Source organism: Bradyrhizobium sp. 139 (genome assembly GCF_023074175.1).
Taxonomy (GTDB): Bacteria; Pseudomonadota; Alphaproteobacteria; order Rhizobiales; family Xanthobacteraceae; genus Bradyrhizobium.
On sequence record NZ_JADPKS010000173.1, the window covers coordinates 60,949 to 77,759 of the forward strand.

Genomic DNA, 16,811 nt, shown 5'->3' on the forward strand with positions numbered 1-16,811 from the left:
AAGCTCTCCTAATCCGTATACCTGATCCGCGGGTCGAACACGGCGTAGAGCATGTCGACGATGAAATTCGCGCTCACCACCACGACCGCAATCAGCATCACGAGGTTCTGCACGATCGGATAGTCGCGCCAGCGGATCGCTTCGACCAGGAAGCGCGCGACGCCGGGGATGTTGAACACGGTCTCGGTCACGATCAGGCCGCCGATCAGGAATGCCGCCTCGATGCCGATCACGGTGATGACGGGCAGGATCGCGTTCTTCAGTGCATGCTGATAGTTCACGGCGGCATCCGAGGCGCCCTTGGCGCGGGCGGTGCGGATATAGTCCTGCCGCAGCACCTCCAGCATCGAGGAACGGGTGATGCGCATGGTCAGCGCGGCGCTGCGGAAGCCGACGGCTGCGGCGGGCACGGCATAGGTCGCAAACGCCTCCAGCCAGGTCTGCGGATTGGGATTGAAGATCGGCATCTGGCCGAACATCGCGACCGATGCGGTGAGGATGAGCAAGCCGAGCCAGAACGAAGGCAGCGACAAGCCGCTGAGGCTGACCACGCGCAGCGCATAATCAAGCCGCGTGCCCTGCTTCACCGCGCTGATGACGCCGAGTGGAATGCCGATCGACGCCGAGAACAGCAGCGCCAGGCCGGCGAGCCGCGCCGTGATCGGGATTCGCGGCAATATCTCCTGAAGGGCGGGCTTCTCGGAGACGTAGGAGTAGCCGAAATCACCGCGCAAGAAGCCGCTGATCCAGTGCCAATATTGCACGACCAGCGGCTGGTCGATGCCGAGCTCTTTCTCCAGATTGGCCTTGTCGGCGGGATCGACATAGCCGGCCGCGGCAAACAGGATGTCGACGATGTTGCCGGGCACGACACGCAGCAGGAAGAAGATGACGACCGAGATCCCGAACAGGGTCACGAGCATCAGGAACAGGCGCCGCACCAGATAGGCAAACATGCATCGCCTCCTGTCGAAACCGTCAGCCGCGCGCGCTACTTGTCCATCCAGACGTCCTCATAGCGGTACCCATTGTAGGAGCTGTTCGACATCACGGTCACGCCCCTGACGTAGGGCTGCCAGCAGGTGCCGGCGCGTGCATGGAAGATGATCGGGCGGGCGACGTCTTCCTGGAGCTTCCTGTCGATGTCCCACACCAACTTCTTGCGCTTGTTGAGATCGGTCTCTTGCGACTGCGCGTCGAAGAGTTTTTCGATCTCCTTGTTGCAGTAATTGGTGTAGTTGCGCTCCGAGCCGCAGGAATAGTTCTCGTAGAACGACTGGTCGGGATCGTCGACGGCACTGCCGGTCAGGTTGAGGCCCAGCATGTAGTCCTTGCGTGCGATCTTCGGGAACCAGTTGGCGGTCTCGACGACGTCGAGCTCGCCGTCGATATAGATGCTCTTGAGCTGGTCGATCAGGATCACCGCGGGATCGCGGTATTCCGCGAGGTTACGGGTGGAGACCTTGACCGCAAGGTGCTTGTCCGGGCCGTAGCCCGCCTTCTGCATCAGCTTGCGCGCCTCCTCGCGATTGGCGTTCACATCCGGTCCATAGCCGGGAATGCTCTCCAGCATGTCCTTTGGCATGCCCCAGAGACCCTGCGGCGGCGGCAGCATGGTGCCGCCGATATCCGCTTGCCCCTCGAACAGGATGGAAACGAACGCCTTGCGGTCGAGCGACATCGCCATGGCACGGCGGATGTCGATGTTGTCGAAGGGCGACGATGATGAATTGACGATGATGTTGGTCGAGACGTTGGTGGGCTCGACCGTACAGACCGCATTCGGTGACTGGGATTTCACGTCCTTCAGCAGCGGGATCGTGATATGCGTCGGAAAGGTCATGTCGAACTTGCCGGCGACGAAGGCGAGAATCGCGGTCGAGCGATTCGGGATGATGGTGAACTCGATGCCGTCGAGATAGGGGCGCCCCTTCCGCCAGTAGTCGGCATTGCGGACCAGCTTGATCGACTCGTTGGCCTTGAACTCGACGAATTTGAACGGGCCGGTGCCGATCGGATGCGTGCGCATGTCGCCGGGCGAGACGTGGCAGGGATAGACCGGCGTGTAGCCCGAGGCGAGCAGCGCCAGCAGCGAAGGCTGCGGCCGCTTCAGGTTGAACGACACCTCGAGATCGCCGTTGGTGGAGACGTCGTTAACCTGTTCGTACCAGGTCTTGCGCGGGTTCTGCCGGAACTTCTGCTGCGACTTGCCCATCAGCATGTCGAAGGTGCATTTGACGTCGGCGGAAGTGAACGGCTTGCCGTCATGCCATTTCACGCCTTGGCGCAGCTTGAAAGTCAGCGTCTTGCCGTCGCCCGCCCAGGCCCAGCTCTCGGCGAGCTCGGGCACGATGGTGTCCATGCTGTTCTGCGCCACGTCCTGCTTGTAGATGACGAGGTTGTTGAACACCGGCATGAAGGGAACATTGAGCGAATAGGTCGCGCCTTCATGGATCGAGGCGTTGCCTGGGCTGTCGCGGTGGTACATCCGCAGGATCCCGCCCTGCTTGGGCTCGCCGGCGAGCGTGGTGGTTGGGGCCGTCAGCACAGATAGCGCCGCCACTGCGGCGAGCGCCCACACGCTCCGCATGCTCATCCTCCCTGGACAACGGCCTTTGCGGCCTGTTTGCCAGACGATAGCGACGCGCGTGCAGCGAGGCAACCGGCAAGGCTGTCCACGCTCTCGACAATTCGGATGACGGGAGGCCGCAAGGGTTTTCATGCTCTCATCGTGTGAGAGTGCAGGTGCGAACGGACGGTTCCTGTGCCGCTGTTGCGCGCAACCGCACCAACAAACCCCGCTGTCGTCCCGGACAAGCGCAGCGCTGATCCGGGACCCATAGCCACAGGGAGCAGTTTGGCGACAATTCGGAGTTACCTGCTCGCGCGACGACTACTCCCTGTGGTTATGGATCCCGGGTTCGCGACTCGTCGCGCCCCGGGACGACAGCAGAGCTTGTGGCTGCGCCCTCACACAATTCGCGACGCCTTGTTCCCCCAGTAGCGGTCCCGCAGCAGCCGCTTGTACAGCTTGCCCGTGGGCAGCCGCGGCAGCTCCTTCTCGAAATCGACCGAGCGCGGCACCTTTTGCCGCGACAGCGACCCCCCGCAGAAGGCGATCAGTTCTTCGGCGAGCGCCGGCCCCGGCACGATGCCGGGCATCGGCTGCACCACCGCCTTCACCTCCTCGCCGAGATCGGGATTGGGCACGCCGAACACCGCGGCATCCGCGACCTTCGGATGGGTGATCAGCAGGTTTTCGCATTCCTGCGGATAGATGTTCACCCCGCCGGAGATGATCATGAAGGTCGCGCGGTCGGTCAAATAGAGGAAGCGATCTTCGTCGACATAGCCGACATCGCCGACCGTGCTCATGCCGCCGTCGGCCGAGCGCGCCTCCCCGGTCTTCTCGGGGTCGTTGAAATATTCGAACGGCGAGGCCGTCTTGAACCAGACCTGGCCCGGCGTGCCGATCGGGCATTCCCTCATGTTCTCGTCGAGAATGTGGAGATCGCCGAGCAGCACCTTGCCGACGGTGCCGCGGTGGGCAAGCCATTCCTCGCTGTTGCAGGCGGTGAAGCCGAGTCCTTCGGTCGCGCCGTAATATTCGTGGATGATCGGTCCCCACCATTTGATGATGTCGTCCTTGACCAGCGCCGGGCAGGGCGCCGCGGCGTGGATCGCGATCTCGAGCGACGAGAGGTCGTAGCGGCTGCGCACCTCCTCCGGCAACTTGAGCATGCGCGAGAACATCGTCGGCACCAATTGCGTGTGAGTGATGCCCCATTGCTCGACGAGCTGGAGGTAACGCTCGGGATCGAAATTCTCCATGATGATGACGGTCCCGCCCATTCGGATCGTGAGGTTCACGGCCGCTTGCGGCGCGGAATGATAGAGCGGGGCCGGAGACAGATAGACCATGCCCTCGCGGTAGTGCCAAAGCTTGGTCAGAAAATCGAACAGCGGCAGATTGTGCTTTGGCGGCTCCACCGGCAGCGGCCGCAGGATGCCTTTCGGCCGTCCGGTCGTGCCGGACGAATACAGCATCGCTGTGCCCAGCCACTCGTCTGCGATCGGTGTTGTCGGCAGTTCGGCGGTCACCTCCGCAAGGCCGACGATGCGCTCGCTCTCGCCGGCGCCGTCGGCAACGATGCAGAGCTTGACGTCGGGACAGGCGCTGATCGCCTCGCGTGCGATGTCGAGCTTCGCTACGGACGTGATCAGGATTTTGGACTGGCTGTTGACGAGCAGATAGGCAAGCTCGCCCGCGGTGAGGTAGGAGTTGATGCAGGTGTAGTAGAGGCCGGAACGCTCGCCCGCACCGCAGGCCTCAAGATAGCGGGAATTGTTCTCCATGAAGATCGAGTAGTGGTCGAGCCGCTTCAGGCCATGCCTGCGGAACAGATGCGCCAGGCGGTTGCTGCGCGCATCGAGCTCGCGATAGGTGACGGCCTCGCCGGTCGCAGCCATGATGAAGGCGGGCTGCAGCGGACGTAGACGGGCATGCTGACCTGGGTACATCAGTCCTCCGGCTGTAAATTATGCGGCGAGAAGCAGGATTTCGCGCACCTGCGCGGGGCCGTCGATCTTGCGCGGGTTGCGCGGGATCCAGTTCGTGCGCATCGCCTGCTCGGCGATGGCGTCGAAATGCTCCGGCGAGACGCGGACGTCAGCGAGGCTGCGCGGCATGCCGAGCGAGCGGATGAAGGCATCGAGCACGTCGGCGGCATCGCGGCCGGGAAAACCCATCGCGGCGGCGACGATCATCTGGCGCTCGGTGTTGTCGCGCGCATTCCAGCGCATCACCGCCGGCAGCATGATGCAGGAGGTGTAGCCGTGCGGCACGTCGAAGGCTGCGCCCAGGACGTAGCCGATGCCGTGGCTCGCCCCCATCGGCACGCCGGCGGCGAGCGCGCCCATCGACAGCCAGGTGCCGATCTGCGCATCCATCCGGGCGTCGAGGTCGGCAGGGTCGGCCTTCACCCGCGGCAGCGCGTCGGCGAGCATGGCGAGTCCCTTCACCGACTGAGCGTCGGCGTAAGGATGCGTCTCGCGCGAGCAGATCGCCTCGACGCAATGATCGACGGCGCGGATGCCGGTCGAGAGGAACAGCCATTCCGGCGTGTGCACGGTGATGGCGGGATCGAGGATGGTGGCACGTGGCACGGTGAGCGGATGCCGCAGCATCTGCTTCACATGCGTGCCGCGGTCGGTGACGCCGGCGATCGCGCTGAACTCGCCGCCGGCGATCGTGGTCGGCACGCTGATCTGGCGAACCGTCGGGCCCGTCATCTCGGGCGCGACGCCCTTGTGGACGCGGATGCGCTCGATGCCGTCGACGTCGTCGATGCCATTGGCAAAGCAGAGCTGCACCGCCTTGGCGCCGTCGGTGATCGAGCCGCCGCCCACGGTCACGATCAGGTCGGCGCCGGCTTCGCGCGCCGCATGGGTGGCGGCGATCACCGCCTCGCGCGGCGTATGCGCCGGCATGGCGTCGAACAGGCCGGCGCATCGCGCGCCCAGCGCCTGTTTGATCTTCGCGATTTCGTCGGTCTGCCGGTTCAGCGTGCCGGAGACCATCAGGAAGGCGCGGCGCGTCCCCAGCCGGTCCATCTGCGCGACGATGGCCTCGGCTGCGGGATGGCCGAACACGACCTCCTCGATCGCGCCGTAAACGACACGTCCCTGGTGCACGCCTGCCCTCCCCGGACAACTCGTCTTTGTTTTTGTGAGGGTAATCTAGCCGAGCCGCCGGCATCCGTCATGCGCGAAGACGCTGGCCGCAATTCTTACCCTCCCCTGGAGGGGCCCTCCAGGGGAGGGTGACCCCTTCGACGCACCGCCGCCTGCCGTTCATGAGCCCGGCGAATAAGTCCATTCGCATCTCGCCGGCTAATCGCCCCGCGTGGGGGCGGCTATGCTCCTGTCAACCCGCCGTCCGGCCGGGGCATCCGTCCGAGCATTGCGCGTGCCTTGGTCTTGAAGAGTTCATCATTGCCGCCCATCTTGTGCGGCCCGCGGGCAGATGAGTACCCTGCTTTTTCCGCGGCGTTTATGCGAGGACCTGGGATGGCTGGACCGGACGGAAGCGAGCAATTTGTCAAAAAGCACGATTTCGTTCAGCCCTTGCACGGCGCGCTCGCCGGGCTTCTCGCCGCAGCGTTCGCGCTCGCCGGCTGCGGACAGCCTGCCTCGCAAGCGGCTGCACCACCGCCTGCGCCGGTGACCGTCGCCGAGCCGGTCAAGCGCACCGTCACCGATTGGGATGAGTTCACCGGTCGCTTCGAAGCGGTCGAGGAGGTGCAGGTGCGTCCCCGCGTTGGCGGCTTCGTCAACTCCGTCGAATTCCAGGACGGCGCGATCGTGCGTAAGGGCGACCTGCTCTACGTCATCGACCCTCGCCCGTTCGAGGCGGTGGCGGAGCAGGCGGACGGCCAGCTTTCGGACGCGCGCGCGAAGGTGGAGCTTGCCAAGCGCGAGCTCGACCGCGGCCTGAACCTGGTTCAGACCAGTGCCGTCTCCGAGCAGGTGGTCGACCAGCGCCGCCAGGCCTTGCAGGCGGCGCATGCCGCGGAGGCGAAGGCCGAAGGCGCGCTGAAGGCTGCGCGACTCAATATCGAGTTCACCCATGTGACCGCGCCGCTCACCGGCCGTGTCAGCCGCCATCTCGTCAGCCCCGGCAATCTCGTGCAGGGCAGCGATACCGGCACTTCGACGCTGCTCACCTCGATCGTCACGCTCGATCCGATCTACGTCTATTTCGACATGGATGAGGCGACCTTCATCAAATACAGCAAGCTGTGGTTCGCAGGCCGGCGCCCGAGCTCGCGCGACACCGCGAACCCGGTGCAGGTGACGCTCGCCGGCGAGACCAAGGCGTCGCATGAGGGCACCATCAACTTCCTCGACAACCGCCTCGATGTCTCGACCGGTACGCTGCGCAGCCGTGCCGTGATCAAGAACACCGATCTCTCCATTCTGCCCGGTCAGTTCGGCCGTGTCCGGCTGATCGGCAGCGCACCCTATGAGGCGCTGCTGATTCCCGACGTCGCGGTCGCGACCGACCAGTCCCGCAAGATCGTGTTCGTCGTGAAGCCCGACGACACGGTCGAGGCGCGCCCCGTGGTGCTCGGTCCGCTCGATGACGGCCTGCGCGTGATCCGCGAGGGATTGAAGGCGGAGGACCGCGTCATCGTCAACGGCATCCAGCGCGCCCGCGTCGGCGCCAAGGTCGCTCCGTCTCCCGCGCCAGCGCCGGCCGGTGGCAAGCCCGGTGACAAGTCATGAACCTTGGCCGCCTCTCCATCAACCAGCCCATCCTGGCGATGGTGCTGTCGATCGTGCTGCTGATCGTCGGCGCGCTCGCCTATACGACGCTGCCGGTCTCCGAATATCCGCAAGTGGTGCCGCCGACCGTCGTCGTCACCACGCAATATCCCGGCGCCTCCGCGCAGACCGTATCCGACACGGTCGCTGCTCCCATCGAGCAGGAGATCAACGGCGTCGAGGACATGCTATATCTCTACAGCCAGGCGACCTCGAACGGCCAGCTCACCATCACCGTCACCTTCAAGCTCGGCACCGATCTCGACAAGGCCCAGGTGCTGGTGCAGAATCGCGTCGCGATCGCGCAGCCGCGTTTGCCTGAAGAAGTCCAGCGCAACGGCGTCACGACGCGCAAGAACTCGCCCGACATCCTGATGGTCGTGTTCATGCTGTCGCCCGACGACACGTTCGACCAGCTCTACATCTCCAACTACGCGCTGCTCCAGGTTCGCGATCAGCTGCTGCGGATCGACGGCGTCGGCGACATCCAGATCTTTGGCGCACGCGACTATTCGATGCGGCTCTGGCTCGACCCTGACAGAATCGCCAATCTCGGCCTGACCTCGACCGAAGTTCTGGCCGCGATTCGTGCGCAGAACGTGCAGATCGCGGGCGGCCAGATCGCCGAGCCGCCGATCGCGGACCGCGGCTTCCAGCCGAACCTCACCTTTACGGGCCGCCTGAAGGACCAGAAGCAGTTCGAGGACATCCTGATCAAGGCCGGCTCCGACGGCCGCACCGTGCGCCTGCGCGACGTCGCCCGCATCGAGCTCGGTGCGCTGGCGTACTCCACCAACAGTTTCCTGTTGCGCAAATCGGCGGTGGCGATGCTGGTCACTCAGCGGCCGGGATCGAACGCACTCGCGACCGCAAAAAACATCTCCGACACGATGACGAAGCTCAAGGAGAGTTTTCCAAGAGGTCTCGACTACAATATCGGCTACAATCCGACCGAGTTCATCGCGCAGTCCGTCCACGAGCTGATCAAGACCATCTACGAGGCCATGCTGCTCGTGGTCATCGTGGTGCTGGTGTTCCTGCAAGGATGGCGGCCGGCGATCATTCCGATCATCGCGATACCGGTTTCGCTGGTCGGTACCTTCGCGGTGATGGCGGCGCTGGGCTTCTCCATCAACAATCTTACGCTGTTCGGCCTCGTGCTCGCAGTCGGCATCGTGGTCGACGACGCCATCGTGGTGGTCGAGAATGTCGAGCGGCATCTCGAGCACGGCATGAGCCGGCGCGATGCTGCGCTCAAGACCATGGAGGAGGTCGGCGGCGCGCTGGTCTCGATCGCGCTGGTGCTGTGTGCGGTGTTCGTCCCGACCGCCTTTCTGGGCGGCATTTCCGGACAGTTCTTCCAGCAATTCGCCGTCACCATTGCGGTTGCGACAGCAATCTCATGCTTCTGCTCATTGACGCTATCGCCGGCGCTGGCCTCGCTTCTCCTGGTTCCGCACGAGGAGAAGCGGCCGCCGGCGCGCTGGAATTTCATCGCGCGCGGATGGGGCGCCTTCACTGGCGTCTTCAACCGCGTGTTCGACCGGCTGGCGCATGGTTATGCCGGCCTCGCCAATTTCGTGATCCGGCATTCGGCGGTGATGATCCTGGTCTATGTCGTGCTGATCGGAAGTGCCGGCTGGCTGATCGCGACCACGCCGCAGGGCTTCATCCCGGCGCAGGATCGCGGCTATGTCATCATCTCCGTGCAATTGCCGGGCGCGGCGTCGCTCGCGCGCACCACCGAGGTCGTGCGCGAGATCGAGCGGATTTCGCTGGATACGCCGGGCATTGTCCGCGTTGCCGCCTTCGCCGGCTTCTCCGGCGCGACGCGTACCCAGGCTGGCAACGCGGCCGCGCTCTTCCCGGTGTTCGACGAGCCTGAGGCGCGGATGAAGAAAGGGCTGTCCGCGAACGCCATCACAGCCGAGCTGCGCAAGCGCCTGCTCGCGATCCAGGGTGCGTTCATCATCGTCATCCCGCCGCCCGCCGTGCCCGGCATCGGCACCGGTGGCGGCTTCACCATCCGCATCCAGGACCGGCAGGGCCGCGGGCCGGAATTGCTCGCGGCCGCGACCGACGAGCTTGTCGGCGCAGCGCGCAAGGCGCCGACCCTGACCTCGGTGTTCTCGCCGTTCTCAGCCAATACGCCGCAGCTCTTCGTCGACATCGACCGCACCAAGGCGCAGAAACTCGGCGTGCCCATCGCCAATATCAACGACACGATCCAGACCTACTTCGGATCGACCTATGTCAACGACTTCAACCTGTTCGGCCGCACCTATCATGTCACGGCGCAGGCCGATTTCCCGTTCCGCAAGGAGCCCAGCGACCTCGCGCGACTGCGCACGCGCAACGGCTCCGGCGACATGGTGATGCTCGGCAGCGTGGTCGAGTTTAGGGATGTCTCTGGCCCTGACCGCGTCGCGCGCTACAATCTCTATGCGGCCTCCGAACTGCAGGGCGAGCCTGCGCCGGGAACGAGTTCGACGACCTCGCTCAACACCATCAAGAAGCTTGCGGACGATACGCTCCCGAGCGGCTTCACCTTCGAATGGACGGATCTGTCCTATCAACAGATCACCGGCGGCAATGCCGGTCTTTACGTATTCCCGATCTGCGTGCTGTTCGTCTATCTCGTGCTCGCCGCGCAATATGGCAGCTGGACCTTGCCGTTCGCGGTGATCCTGATCGTGCCGATGTGCCTGCTCGCCGCCACCATCGGCGTGCGCATCATGGGCCAGGACGTCAACATCCTCACCCAGATCGGCTTTGTCGTGCTGGTGGGATTGGCAGCAAAGAACGCGATCCTGATCGTTGAGTTCGCGCGCGACATCGAGAACGAAGGCAAGCCGCGTCTGGAAGCCGTGATCGACGCCTGCCGCCTGCGGCTGCGGCCGATCCTGATGACCTCCTTCGCCTTCATCCTCGGCGTGCTGCCGTTGGTGATATCGTCCGGCTCCGGCTCGGAGATGCGCCAGGCCGTCGGCGTTGCCGTGTTCTTCGGCATGATCGGCGTCACCTTGTTCGGACTGCTGTTCACGCCGATCTTCTATGTGGTGGTGAGAAACCTGGCGGAAGGGCGGCGCGACAAGAAGCCGGAGGCGGCGGCGTAATCGCCTCCGGCGCACCACACCTCAGCTGTCGTCCCGGACAAGCGCAAGCGCAGATCCGGGACCCATATCCCCAGGGAGTGGTTTGGCGCGAAGCAGGCAACCACGAGTCCTCGCCAAACGTAATGCTGTGGTTATGGGTCCCGGGTCTGCGCACCGCTCCAGACAACGTTGCGCGTTGTCGGGAGCTGCGCTTGTCCGGGACGACGAGGAGAGATTGCGCCGCGCACCCTCCATACTAACGACCAACATGAAATGGATGGGCAGGCGCGGGGTTCTTCACTAGTATCCGCGCGATTTCAAAACAGAAAACTGCTGGGAGCTCAAATATGAAATCAGCACTTTTGGCCGCTGTCGCGGCGTCGGCCCTCCTGCTCGCTGCGCCGGTCTCCGCGCAAGGCGTCAAGATCGGCATTCTCAACGATCAGTCGGGCGTCTATGCAGACTACGGCGGCAAATGGTCGGTCGAGGCCGCCAGGATGGCGATCGAGGATTTCGGCGGCGAGGTGCTTGGCCAGAAAGTCGAGCTCGTCACCGCCGACCACCAGAACAAGCCGGATCTTGCGAACTCGATCGCGCGGCGCTGGTACGACGTCGAAAACGTGGACATGATCACGGAGCTGACGACCTCTTCGGTCGCGCTGGCGATCCACGAGCTCTCCAAGGAAAAGAAGAAGATCGACATCGTCGTCGGCGCCGCGACATCGCGCCTCACCGGCGATGCCTGCCAGCCCTACGGCTTCCACTGGGCCTATGACACCCGCGCGCTCGGCGTCGGCACCGGCGGTGCGCTGACCAAGGCCGGCGGCAACACTTGGTTCTTCCTCACCGCGGACTACGCCTTCGGTTACGCGCTGGAGAAGGACACCAGCGAGATCGTCACCGCCAACGGCGGCAAGGTGGTCGGCTCGGTGCGCGTGCCGCTCAACTCCTCGGACTTCTCCTCCTTCCTGCTTCAGGCGCAGAGCTCCAAGGCGAAGATCGTGGGCCTCGCCAATGCCGGCCTCGACACCACCAACTCGATCAAGCAGGCGTCCGAATTCGGCATCGTCTCCGGCGGCCAGAAGCTCGCCGGGCTCCTGATGACGCTCGCCGAAGTGAACGGCCTCGGCTTGCAGGCGGCCCAAGGTCTGGTGCTGACCGAAGGCTATTACTGGGATATCAACGACCGCACGCGCAATCTCGGCGAGCGCTTTCTCAAGCGTACCGGCCGGATGCCGAACATGATCCAGGCCGGCACCTATTCGGCGACGATCAGCTATCTCAAGGCGGTCAAGGCCGCCGGTACCAAAGACCCCGATGCGGTCGCCAAGAAGCTGAAGGAGCTCCCGGTCGACGACGACTTTGCGCAAGGCGGCAAAGTGCTCGAGAACGGCCGCATGGTCCACGACATGTATCTGTTCGAGGTCAAGAGGCCGTCGGAGTCGAAGAAGCCGTGGGACTATTACAAGCTGCTTGCCACCGTCCCCGGCGACAAGGCGTTCTTCGCCGCCAAGGACAGCGGCTGCCCGCTGACGAAGTAGCGGGAAGAGTCAACGCCGGCGCCACATTCTCGCTGTCGTCCCGGACCAGCGCGCCTCAAGCGCGCGCAGATCCGGGACGACGGATGAATTCTTGGTCGCAGCTCGGCCCTCACACCAGCTGCAACACCATCGCTCCCACCGCACCGGCCCAGAGCACGATGCTGGCGATGCCTTGAATCGCAAAACCCGGGCCGCGCTTTGCGGCCGCTTTCGAATAGCCGATAAAATAGACGATGCGACCGACGATCCAGACCGCGCCGATCGCCGCTGCGCCGGCGTCGCTGATGTAAATCGCAAACAGCCAGAGCGACGGCAGGAAGATCGGCATCCATTCCAGGGTGTTCATCTGGATGCGAAAGGCGCGCTCGAAATCCGGATGTCCCGACACCGCAGGCACCTTGATGCCGGTTTTGGTGCGCGAGCGCGACACGTTGATGCTGGTGAAAAAATAGAACAGGATCGCCAGCAACGTGACGAGGGCGGTGAGGTGATACATCGCTCGATTCCTTGAAGAGACCTGGCTTCAATAGCCGGTCAGCTCGAGATAGCCAACGCCGTCATGGGTTCCGGCAAAGCTGATCGGCCCCTCCCAATAGGAGAAGCCGGTCCCCATCCAGGCCTTCGGATTGAGCGGCTTGCAGGCAATCGAGAACGATCGTGAAGGGATCGCGATCTGCCATTCCACCGGGAGCTTGTGTTCCGCGATCTCGGCGGTCGCTTTCGGAATCATCTGGATATCGCTTCCCGCGATCAGTTGCGTGTTGCCGGCGGCGCTGATCCAGTTGCCGAACGGATAATCCTTGCCGTCCTTCTGGCGCAGCCGGTACAGCATCAGCTTGTCGCCGGATGCGAGATGCAGCGACAGCCAGTCCCAGCCGGTCTGGTCGCTGTCGAGCGGCTGGCTGCTCCATTCGCGATCCATCCAGGCCTGGCCCGAGACATCGACGGACTTGTCGTCTATCGTGAGGCTGCCGCGGGCTCGGTAGAACGGCTGGCTGTAATAGTAGGACGCCTGGCCGCGCTCGGACTTGCGGCTGTAGCCGCCGTCGCCCTGCAACACCACCGGAGGGTCGGCTTCGAGCGTCAGCGCGTAACTGAAGTCGGGTCCTGAAGCCTTCAGTGTCAGCGGCGCCAGGGTGCGATCGTCGGTGCGCTCGGACGCCTTGATTTCCCAATCGTCGATCCACGCCGCGAACGGCGTTGCCGTGACGCCGGCCTGTCCGATCCCGCCGCGCGAAAACAGCTCGTTGAAGCGGTGGGTGTCGGCGCGCGTCACCGCGGCGTGTCCCATCCAGACCTGTGGATCGGCCCAGCCCTCGCCTTGCGGCCCCGGCTGCGTCGCCTGGCGGAACAGCGTCCATTGCAGACCGCAAGCCGCGCCGCGGCTGTCGACGAGATTCGCCGTCAGATACCACCACTCGATGCGAAACTCCGGATGCGGCCCGTGATCGGCCGGGAAGCTGAACAGCTTTCCCGGTGTCACCCTCGCAAAGCCGTCGGCCGTCTCGCCGAGCCCGGCATAGCCTTGCGCGTCCGCGCGGCGGGCAGTCGCGAGCGCGGCGATGCCGCCGGCGAACGCGCGCCGCGAAATTCGATCAGCGCTCATTGGCAAACACCTTGACGAGGCTTGCCGGCTGCATCCGCGCCAGCCGCGCCACCGGCAGAAGTGCGGCAAGCAGCGACGCGAACAGCGCGACCGCGACCAGCTCGATCAGTTGCAGCGGAAAGACGTGGAACGGCAGCCGCCAGCCGAATGCCTTCACGTTGACGATCGCAATCAGGCACCACGCCACCAGCAGCCCGAGCGGCACGGCAAGGAGAGACGTGAACAGCGCAACCGACAGTGTCTTGGTCAGTTCGATCGCGGCAAGGCGCGGCCGCGTGATGCCGATCGCCCAAAGTGGCGCAAGCTGCGGCAGGCGGGAATTCGCCAGCGTCAAGAGGCTGGTCAAAAGCGCGATCCCGGCGACGCCGAGCGTGAAGGCATTCAGCGCCGATGTCACCGCAAAGGTGCGCTTGAAGATGCGGATCGATTCCGCCTTCACCGTCGCCTGGTCGGCGACGCTGCGGTCGTCGAGCGCAAACTGCGTCTGCAAGGCCGTGATCAAGCCGGGGATATTCTCTTTCGCGACGATCAGGCCGATGCGTGTCTGCGGCGTCTGCGGAAATTGCCGGATCAGCGCCGCGACGTTGACGGCAAGCTGCCCCTTGGGGTTGCCGTAGTCGGCATAGATGCCGACGATATCGAGCTCCCAGGTGCCGCCGGGTGCCGGCACCTCGACAACGTCGCCGACCCGGACGTTGAGGCGGCGGCTCAACTGCTCGCTGATGAAGGCGGCATTGCCCGGCACGAGCCGGGTCCAGGCGCGCGGCGCGGTTTCCAGCAGCGGCCAGCGCTCGCGATACAGCGCGTGATCGGGCAGGCCGAGCAGTTCCACCGGCTGCCCCTGTACTTGCGCCTCGGCGCGCCCGCCGGAGAGGATCGCCCGGACATCGCTGCGCTCCTTCAGCCAGCTCCGGATCGCAACGCCTTGCGCGTTGTCGGACGTACTGATGTAGACGTCGGCGGCAAGCCGCCCGTTGAGCCAGCCGATGAAGGTGCGACTAAAGGTTTCCACCATGGTGGAGACGCCGACATTGACGGCGAGCGCGAGCAGCAGCGCCATCAGCGCGAGCGACAAACCCGAGAGCTGCTGCCGGCTATCCGCCCAGAACCAAAGCGCGAGCGGCTTTCGCGCGAAACGCTGCCCGGCCAGCAGGATCACTTCGAGGAACGCCGGCAGGATCAGTGCCGCGCCGAACATCAGTGCCGCGAGCACGCCGAAGCCCGCGATCAGCGATTGTCCATAGTAGAGCAGCAACAGCGCGACCGCGAACACGACGCAGGCCGCACCGCTTTGCAGGATCAGCCAGCGGCGCTGCCGCTGTTGCCAGGCGCGCGGCTGCGCGGTCGCCAGCACAGGCATTCTCACGGCCTTGATCAGGCTGGTGGCCGCGGCCACCAGCGCGCCGGCGATGCTGATGCCGATGCCGGCGAGCCACCACTCCGAGCGCAGCGTGAGCTGCCCCGGGATCTGCGCGCCATAGAGCCCGCGCAGCGATGCCGCGACGTCGGGCAGCAGCGCAGCTGCGATGAAATAGCCGCAGACAAGCCCGATCAGCCCGGCGACCAGCGCCAGCGCTACCAGTTCGACCACCAGCACCGTGTTGACCAGCCGCGCCGAGGCACCGCAGGCCCGCAACGTGCGCAGCATCGGCAGCCGCTGCTCGAAGGCGAGGCCGACGGCCGAGTTGACGATGAAGAGGCCGACGAAGAACGACAGCAGGCCGAAGGCCGTGAGGTTGAGATGGAAACTGTCGGTGAGGCGCTCCAGCTCCGTTTCCGCATTCGGCTCGACCCGCTGGAGCTGGTCGCCGACGACGCTTTGAAGCGGCGCCGGCTTGCCCTTCGGCTTGCCGATCAGCAGCCGCGATAGTTGATCCGGCTTGTTCAGCAGCCGCTGCGCCACGCCGATGTCGACGACGAGCACGTCGGGCACGAGCTGCGGCTGCATGCGCAGCGGCGGCAGCTTTGCGCCGCTGCTGATCGGCGGTGCCGCGCCTTCCGCTTCCTGCAGATCGCCCAGCGTCTCCCGCGCCACCAGCGTCTGGCCCGGCGGCGCGACGAAGCTGCTCAAATCGGAGGCGCCGAGACGCGGCGCGTTGCCGACGTCGAGCGGCAGCGTCACCGGCTCGATGCCGAGCAGCCGCACCGAACGTCCGTTGACCTGGACGCGGCCTTCCAGCACCGGCGAGACCGGCCAGCCCGCGCGGCGGAGCTTGACGAACAGCTCCTGCGAAAAGGTCGCCGCGTCAGGCGCGACCAGCATCGCCGTACGCACGCCGCCAAAAGTCGCCGCCGCGCGGTCATAGGCATTGCGGGCCTGCTGGTTGATCGCCTGCACGCCGCTCCACAATGCAGTTGCCGCGATCAGGCCGATCAGCAGCGTCGCGAACTGCATCTTGTGCCGGCGCCAATGGCTCAGGAGCACCGCAAGGACCCACAGCGCGCGCCTCATGCGATCCGTCCCGCATGCAGGGTGAGGTGGCGGTCGAGCGTGCCGGCCAGATGCAGGCTGTGCGTCACCATCAGGAAGCCGCAGCCAGTGCGCGCGACGAGATCCCGCGCCAGCGCCAGCACGCCGTCGGCGGTCGCTTCATCCAGATTGCCGGTCGGCTCGTCCGCGAGCAGCAGCGACGGCTTTGTCGCCAGCGCCCGGCCGATCGCGACCCGCTGCTGCTGGCCGCCTGATAATTGCTCTGGGTACCGTTTGAGCAGGCCGCCGAGCCCGAGCCGCTCGACCAGCTCCTTGCTCCAGGCCGCATCATGCCGGTCGGCGATGCGCGCCTGGAAGGCCAGATTATCCGCGACCGACAGACTCGGGATCAGGTTGAACTGCTGGAAAACCAGACCGATCCGGTCGCGCCGCAGCTCTGCGCGGCCTGCGTCCGACAGCTTGGTGACCTCGGTGTGCTCCAACCGGATCGAGCCGCCATCGGCGGCATCGAGGCCCGCAATCAGGTGCAGCAGTGTGCTCTTGCCGCTGCCGGACTCGCCGGTCAGCGCGACGCGTTCGCCGGCCTTGAGGTCGAGATCGACGCCGCGCAGCACATGGACCGGTTCGCCGGCCGAGGAGAACGTCTTGGAGAGATTTCGGATGCTCAGCACGATCAATGGCGCCGGACGGAATTAACGGAAATGCTGCGTAGCACACCTGATGCGGAAATGCCGGGGTTGCGTTGCCGTTCAAGCCGTTGTTAGCTTCAACAACGGCCAAATCATAAAAGTGCCAAAAAAGACATACGGGGA

11 protein-coding genes are annotated in these 16,811 nt (G+C 64.8%); 3 read left to right on the forward strand and 8 right to left on the reverse strand.

Translation table 11 applies throughout. The annotated features are described in order from the left end of the window. Positions 1-8: 8 nt before the first annotated feature. The 4 genes from IVA80_RS36405 to IVA80_RS36420 form a co-directional block, all read right to left on the reverse strand. Positions 9-956 carry an ABC transporter permease gene (locus tag IVA80_RS36405; RefSeq protein ID WP_247439933.1) on the reverse strand — a complete coding sequence of 316 codons (948 nt, stop codon included), beginning with the start codon at positions 954-956 and terminating at the stop codon, positions 9-11. A 35-nt stretch (positions 957-991) separates the two neighbouring features. Then, on the reverse strand, positions 992-2,590 hold the full coding sequence (locus IVA80_RS36410) for an ABC transporter substrate-binding protein (protein ID WP_247439934.1): 1,599 nt from the start codon (positions 2,588-2,590) through the stop codon (positions 992-994). Between the two features lie 380 nt (positions 2,591-2,970). After that, entirely contained in the window at positions 2,971-4,521 is a 1,551-nt protein-coding gene (locus IVA80_RS36415) for an AMP-binding protein (protein WP_247439935.1), read from the reverse strand. Between the two features lie 18 nt (positions 4,522-4,539). Next, positions 4,540-5,694 (reverse strand): iron-containing alcohol dehydrogenase, encoded by a 1,155-nt coding sequence (locus IVA80_RS36420; protein WP_247439936.1) that lies wholly within the window; start codon positions 5,692-5,694, stop codon positions 4,540-4,542. Positions 5,695-6,069: 375 nt separating this feature from the next. Here IVA80_RS36420 and IVA80_RS36425 point away from each other — a divergent pair, with 375 nt between their 5' ends. From IVA80_RS36425 to IVA80_RS36435, 3 genes are all read left to right on the forward strand, one after another. Beyond that, positions 6,070-7,287, forward strand: coding sequence for an efflux RND transporter periplasmic adaptor subunit (locus tag IVA80_RS36425; protein WP_247439937.1), 1,218 nt, complete (start codon positions 6,070-6,072; stop codon positions 7,285-7,287). Further along, positions 7,284-10,442, forward strand: a complete 3,159-nt coding sequence (locus tag IVA80_RS36430; RefSeq protein WP_247439938.1) for a multidrug efflux RND transporter permease subunit — start codon at positions 7,284-7,286, stop codon at positions 10,440-10,442. Before IVA80_RS36425 ends, IVA80_RS36430 begins: the two co-directional genes overlap by 4 nt. A 326-nt stretch (positions 10,443-10,768) precedes the next feature. After that, entirely contained in the window at positions 10,769-11,962 is a 1,194-nt protein-coding gene (locus IVA80_RS36435) for an ABC transporter substrate-binding protein (RefSeq protein ID WP_247439939.1), read from the forward strand. 109 nt (positions 11,963-12,071) lie between these two features. On the opposite strand, the gene IVA80_RS36440 is transcribed toward IVA80_RS36435, so the two are convergent. Genes IVA80_RS36440 through IVA80_RS36455 form a run of 4 tightly spaced genes read right to left on the reverse strand, consistent with a single transcriptional unit; the run spans position 12,072 to position 16,670 of the window. Next, positions 12,072-12,458: an MAPEG family protein gene (locus tag IVA80_RS36440; RefSeq protein ID WP_247439940.1), complete on the reverse strand. Its 387-nt coding sequence runs from the start codon at positions 12,456-12,458 to the stop codon at positions 12,072-12,074. 27 nt (positions 12,459-12,485) lie between these two features. After that, the gene (locus IVA80_RS36445; RefSeq protein WP_247439941.1) at positions 12,486-13,568 is read right to left on the reverse strand and encodes a lipocalin-like domain-containing protein; all 1,083 of its coding nucleotides are present in this window, start codon (positions 13,566-13,568) and stop codon (positions 12,486-12,488) included. Beyond that, a complete protein-coding gene (locus tag IVA80_RS36450) occupies positions 13,558-16,020 on the reverse strand; it encodes an FtsX-like permease family protein (protein ID WP_247439942.1) in 2,463 nt (820 codons plus the stop codon). The genes IVA80_RS36445 and IVA80_RS36450 overlap by 11 nt, the downstream gene beginning before the upstream one ends. After that, on the reverse strand, positions 16,017-16,670 hold the full coding sequence (locus IVA80_RS36455; protein WP_247439943.1) for an ABC transporter ATP-binding protein: 654 nt from the start codon (positions 16,668-16,670) through the stop codon (positions 16,017-16,019). Before IVA80_RS36455 ends, IVA80_RS36450 begins: the two co-directional genes overlap by 4 nt. Positions 16,671-16,811 lie beyond the last annotated feature (141 nt).

Excerpts from the sequence above, each read along its gene's own strand:
- IVA80_RS36405 (WP_247439933.1), bottom strand. The coding sequence starts at position 956 with ATGTTTGCCTATCTGGTGCGGCGCCTGTTCCTGATGCTCGTGACCCTG.
- IVA80_RS36410 (WP_247439934.1), bottom strand. The coding sequence starts at position 2,590 with ATGCGGAGCGTGTGGGCGCTCGCCGCAGTGGCGGCGCTATCTGTGCTG.
- IVA80_RS36415 (WP_247439935.1), bottom strand. The coding sequence starts at position 4,521 with ATGTACCCAGGTCAGCATGCCCGTCTACGTCCGCTGCAGCCCGCCTTC.
- IVA80_RS36425 (WP_247439937.1), top strand. The coding sequence starts at position 6,070 with ATGGCTGGACCGGACGGAAGCGAGCAATTTGTCAAAAAGCACGATTTC.
- IVA80_RS36430 (WP_247439938.1), top strand. The coding sequence starts at position 7,284 with ATGAACCTTGGCCGCCTCTCCATCAACCAGCCCATCCTGGCGATGGTG.
- IVA80_RS36435 (WP_247439939.1), top strand. The coding sequence starts at position 10,769 with ATGAAATCAGCACTTTTGGCCGCTGTCGCGGCGTCGGCCCTCCTGCTC.
- IVA80_RS36440 (WP_247439940.1), bottom strand. The coding sequence starts at position 12,458 with ATGTATCACCTCACCGCCCTCGTCACGTTGCTGGCGATCCTGTTCTAT.
- IVA80_RS36445 (WP_247439941.1), bottom strand. The coding sequence starts at position 13,568 with ATGAGCGCTGATCGAATTTCGCGGCGCGCGTTCGCCGGCGGCATCGCC.
- IVA80_RS36450 (WP_247439942.1), bottom strand. The coding sequence starts at position 16,020 with ATGAGGCGCGCGCTGTGGGTCCTTGCGGTGCTCCTGAGCCATTGGCGC.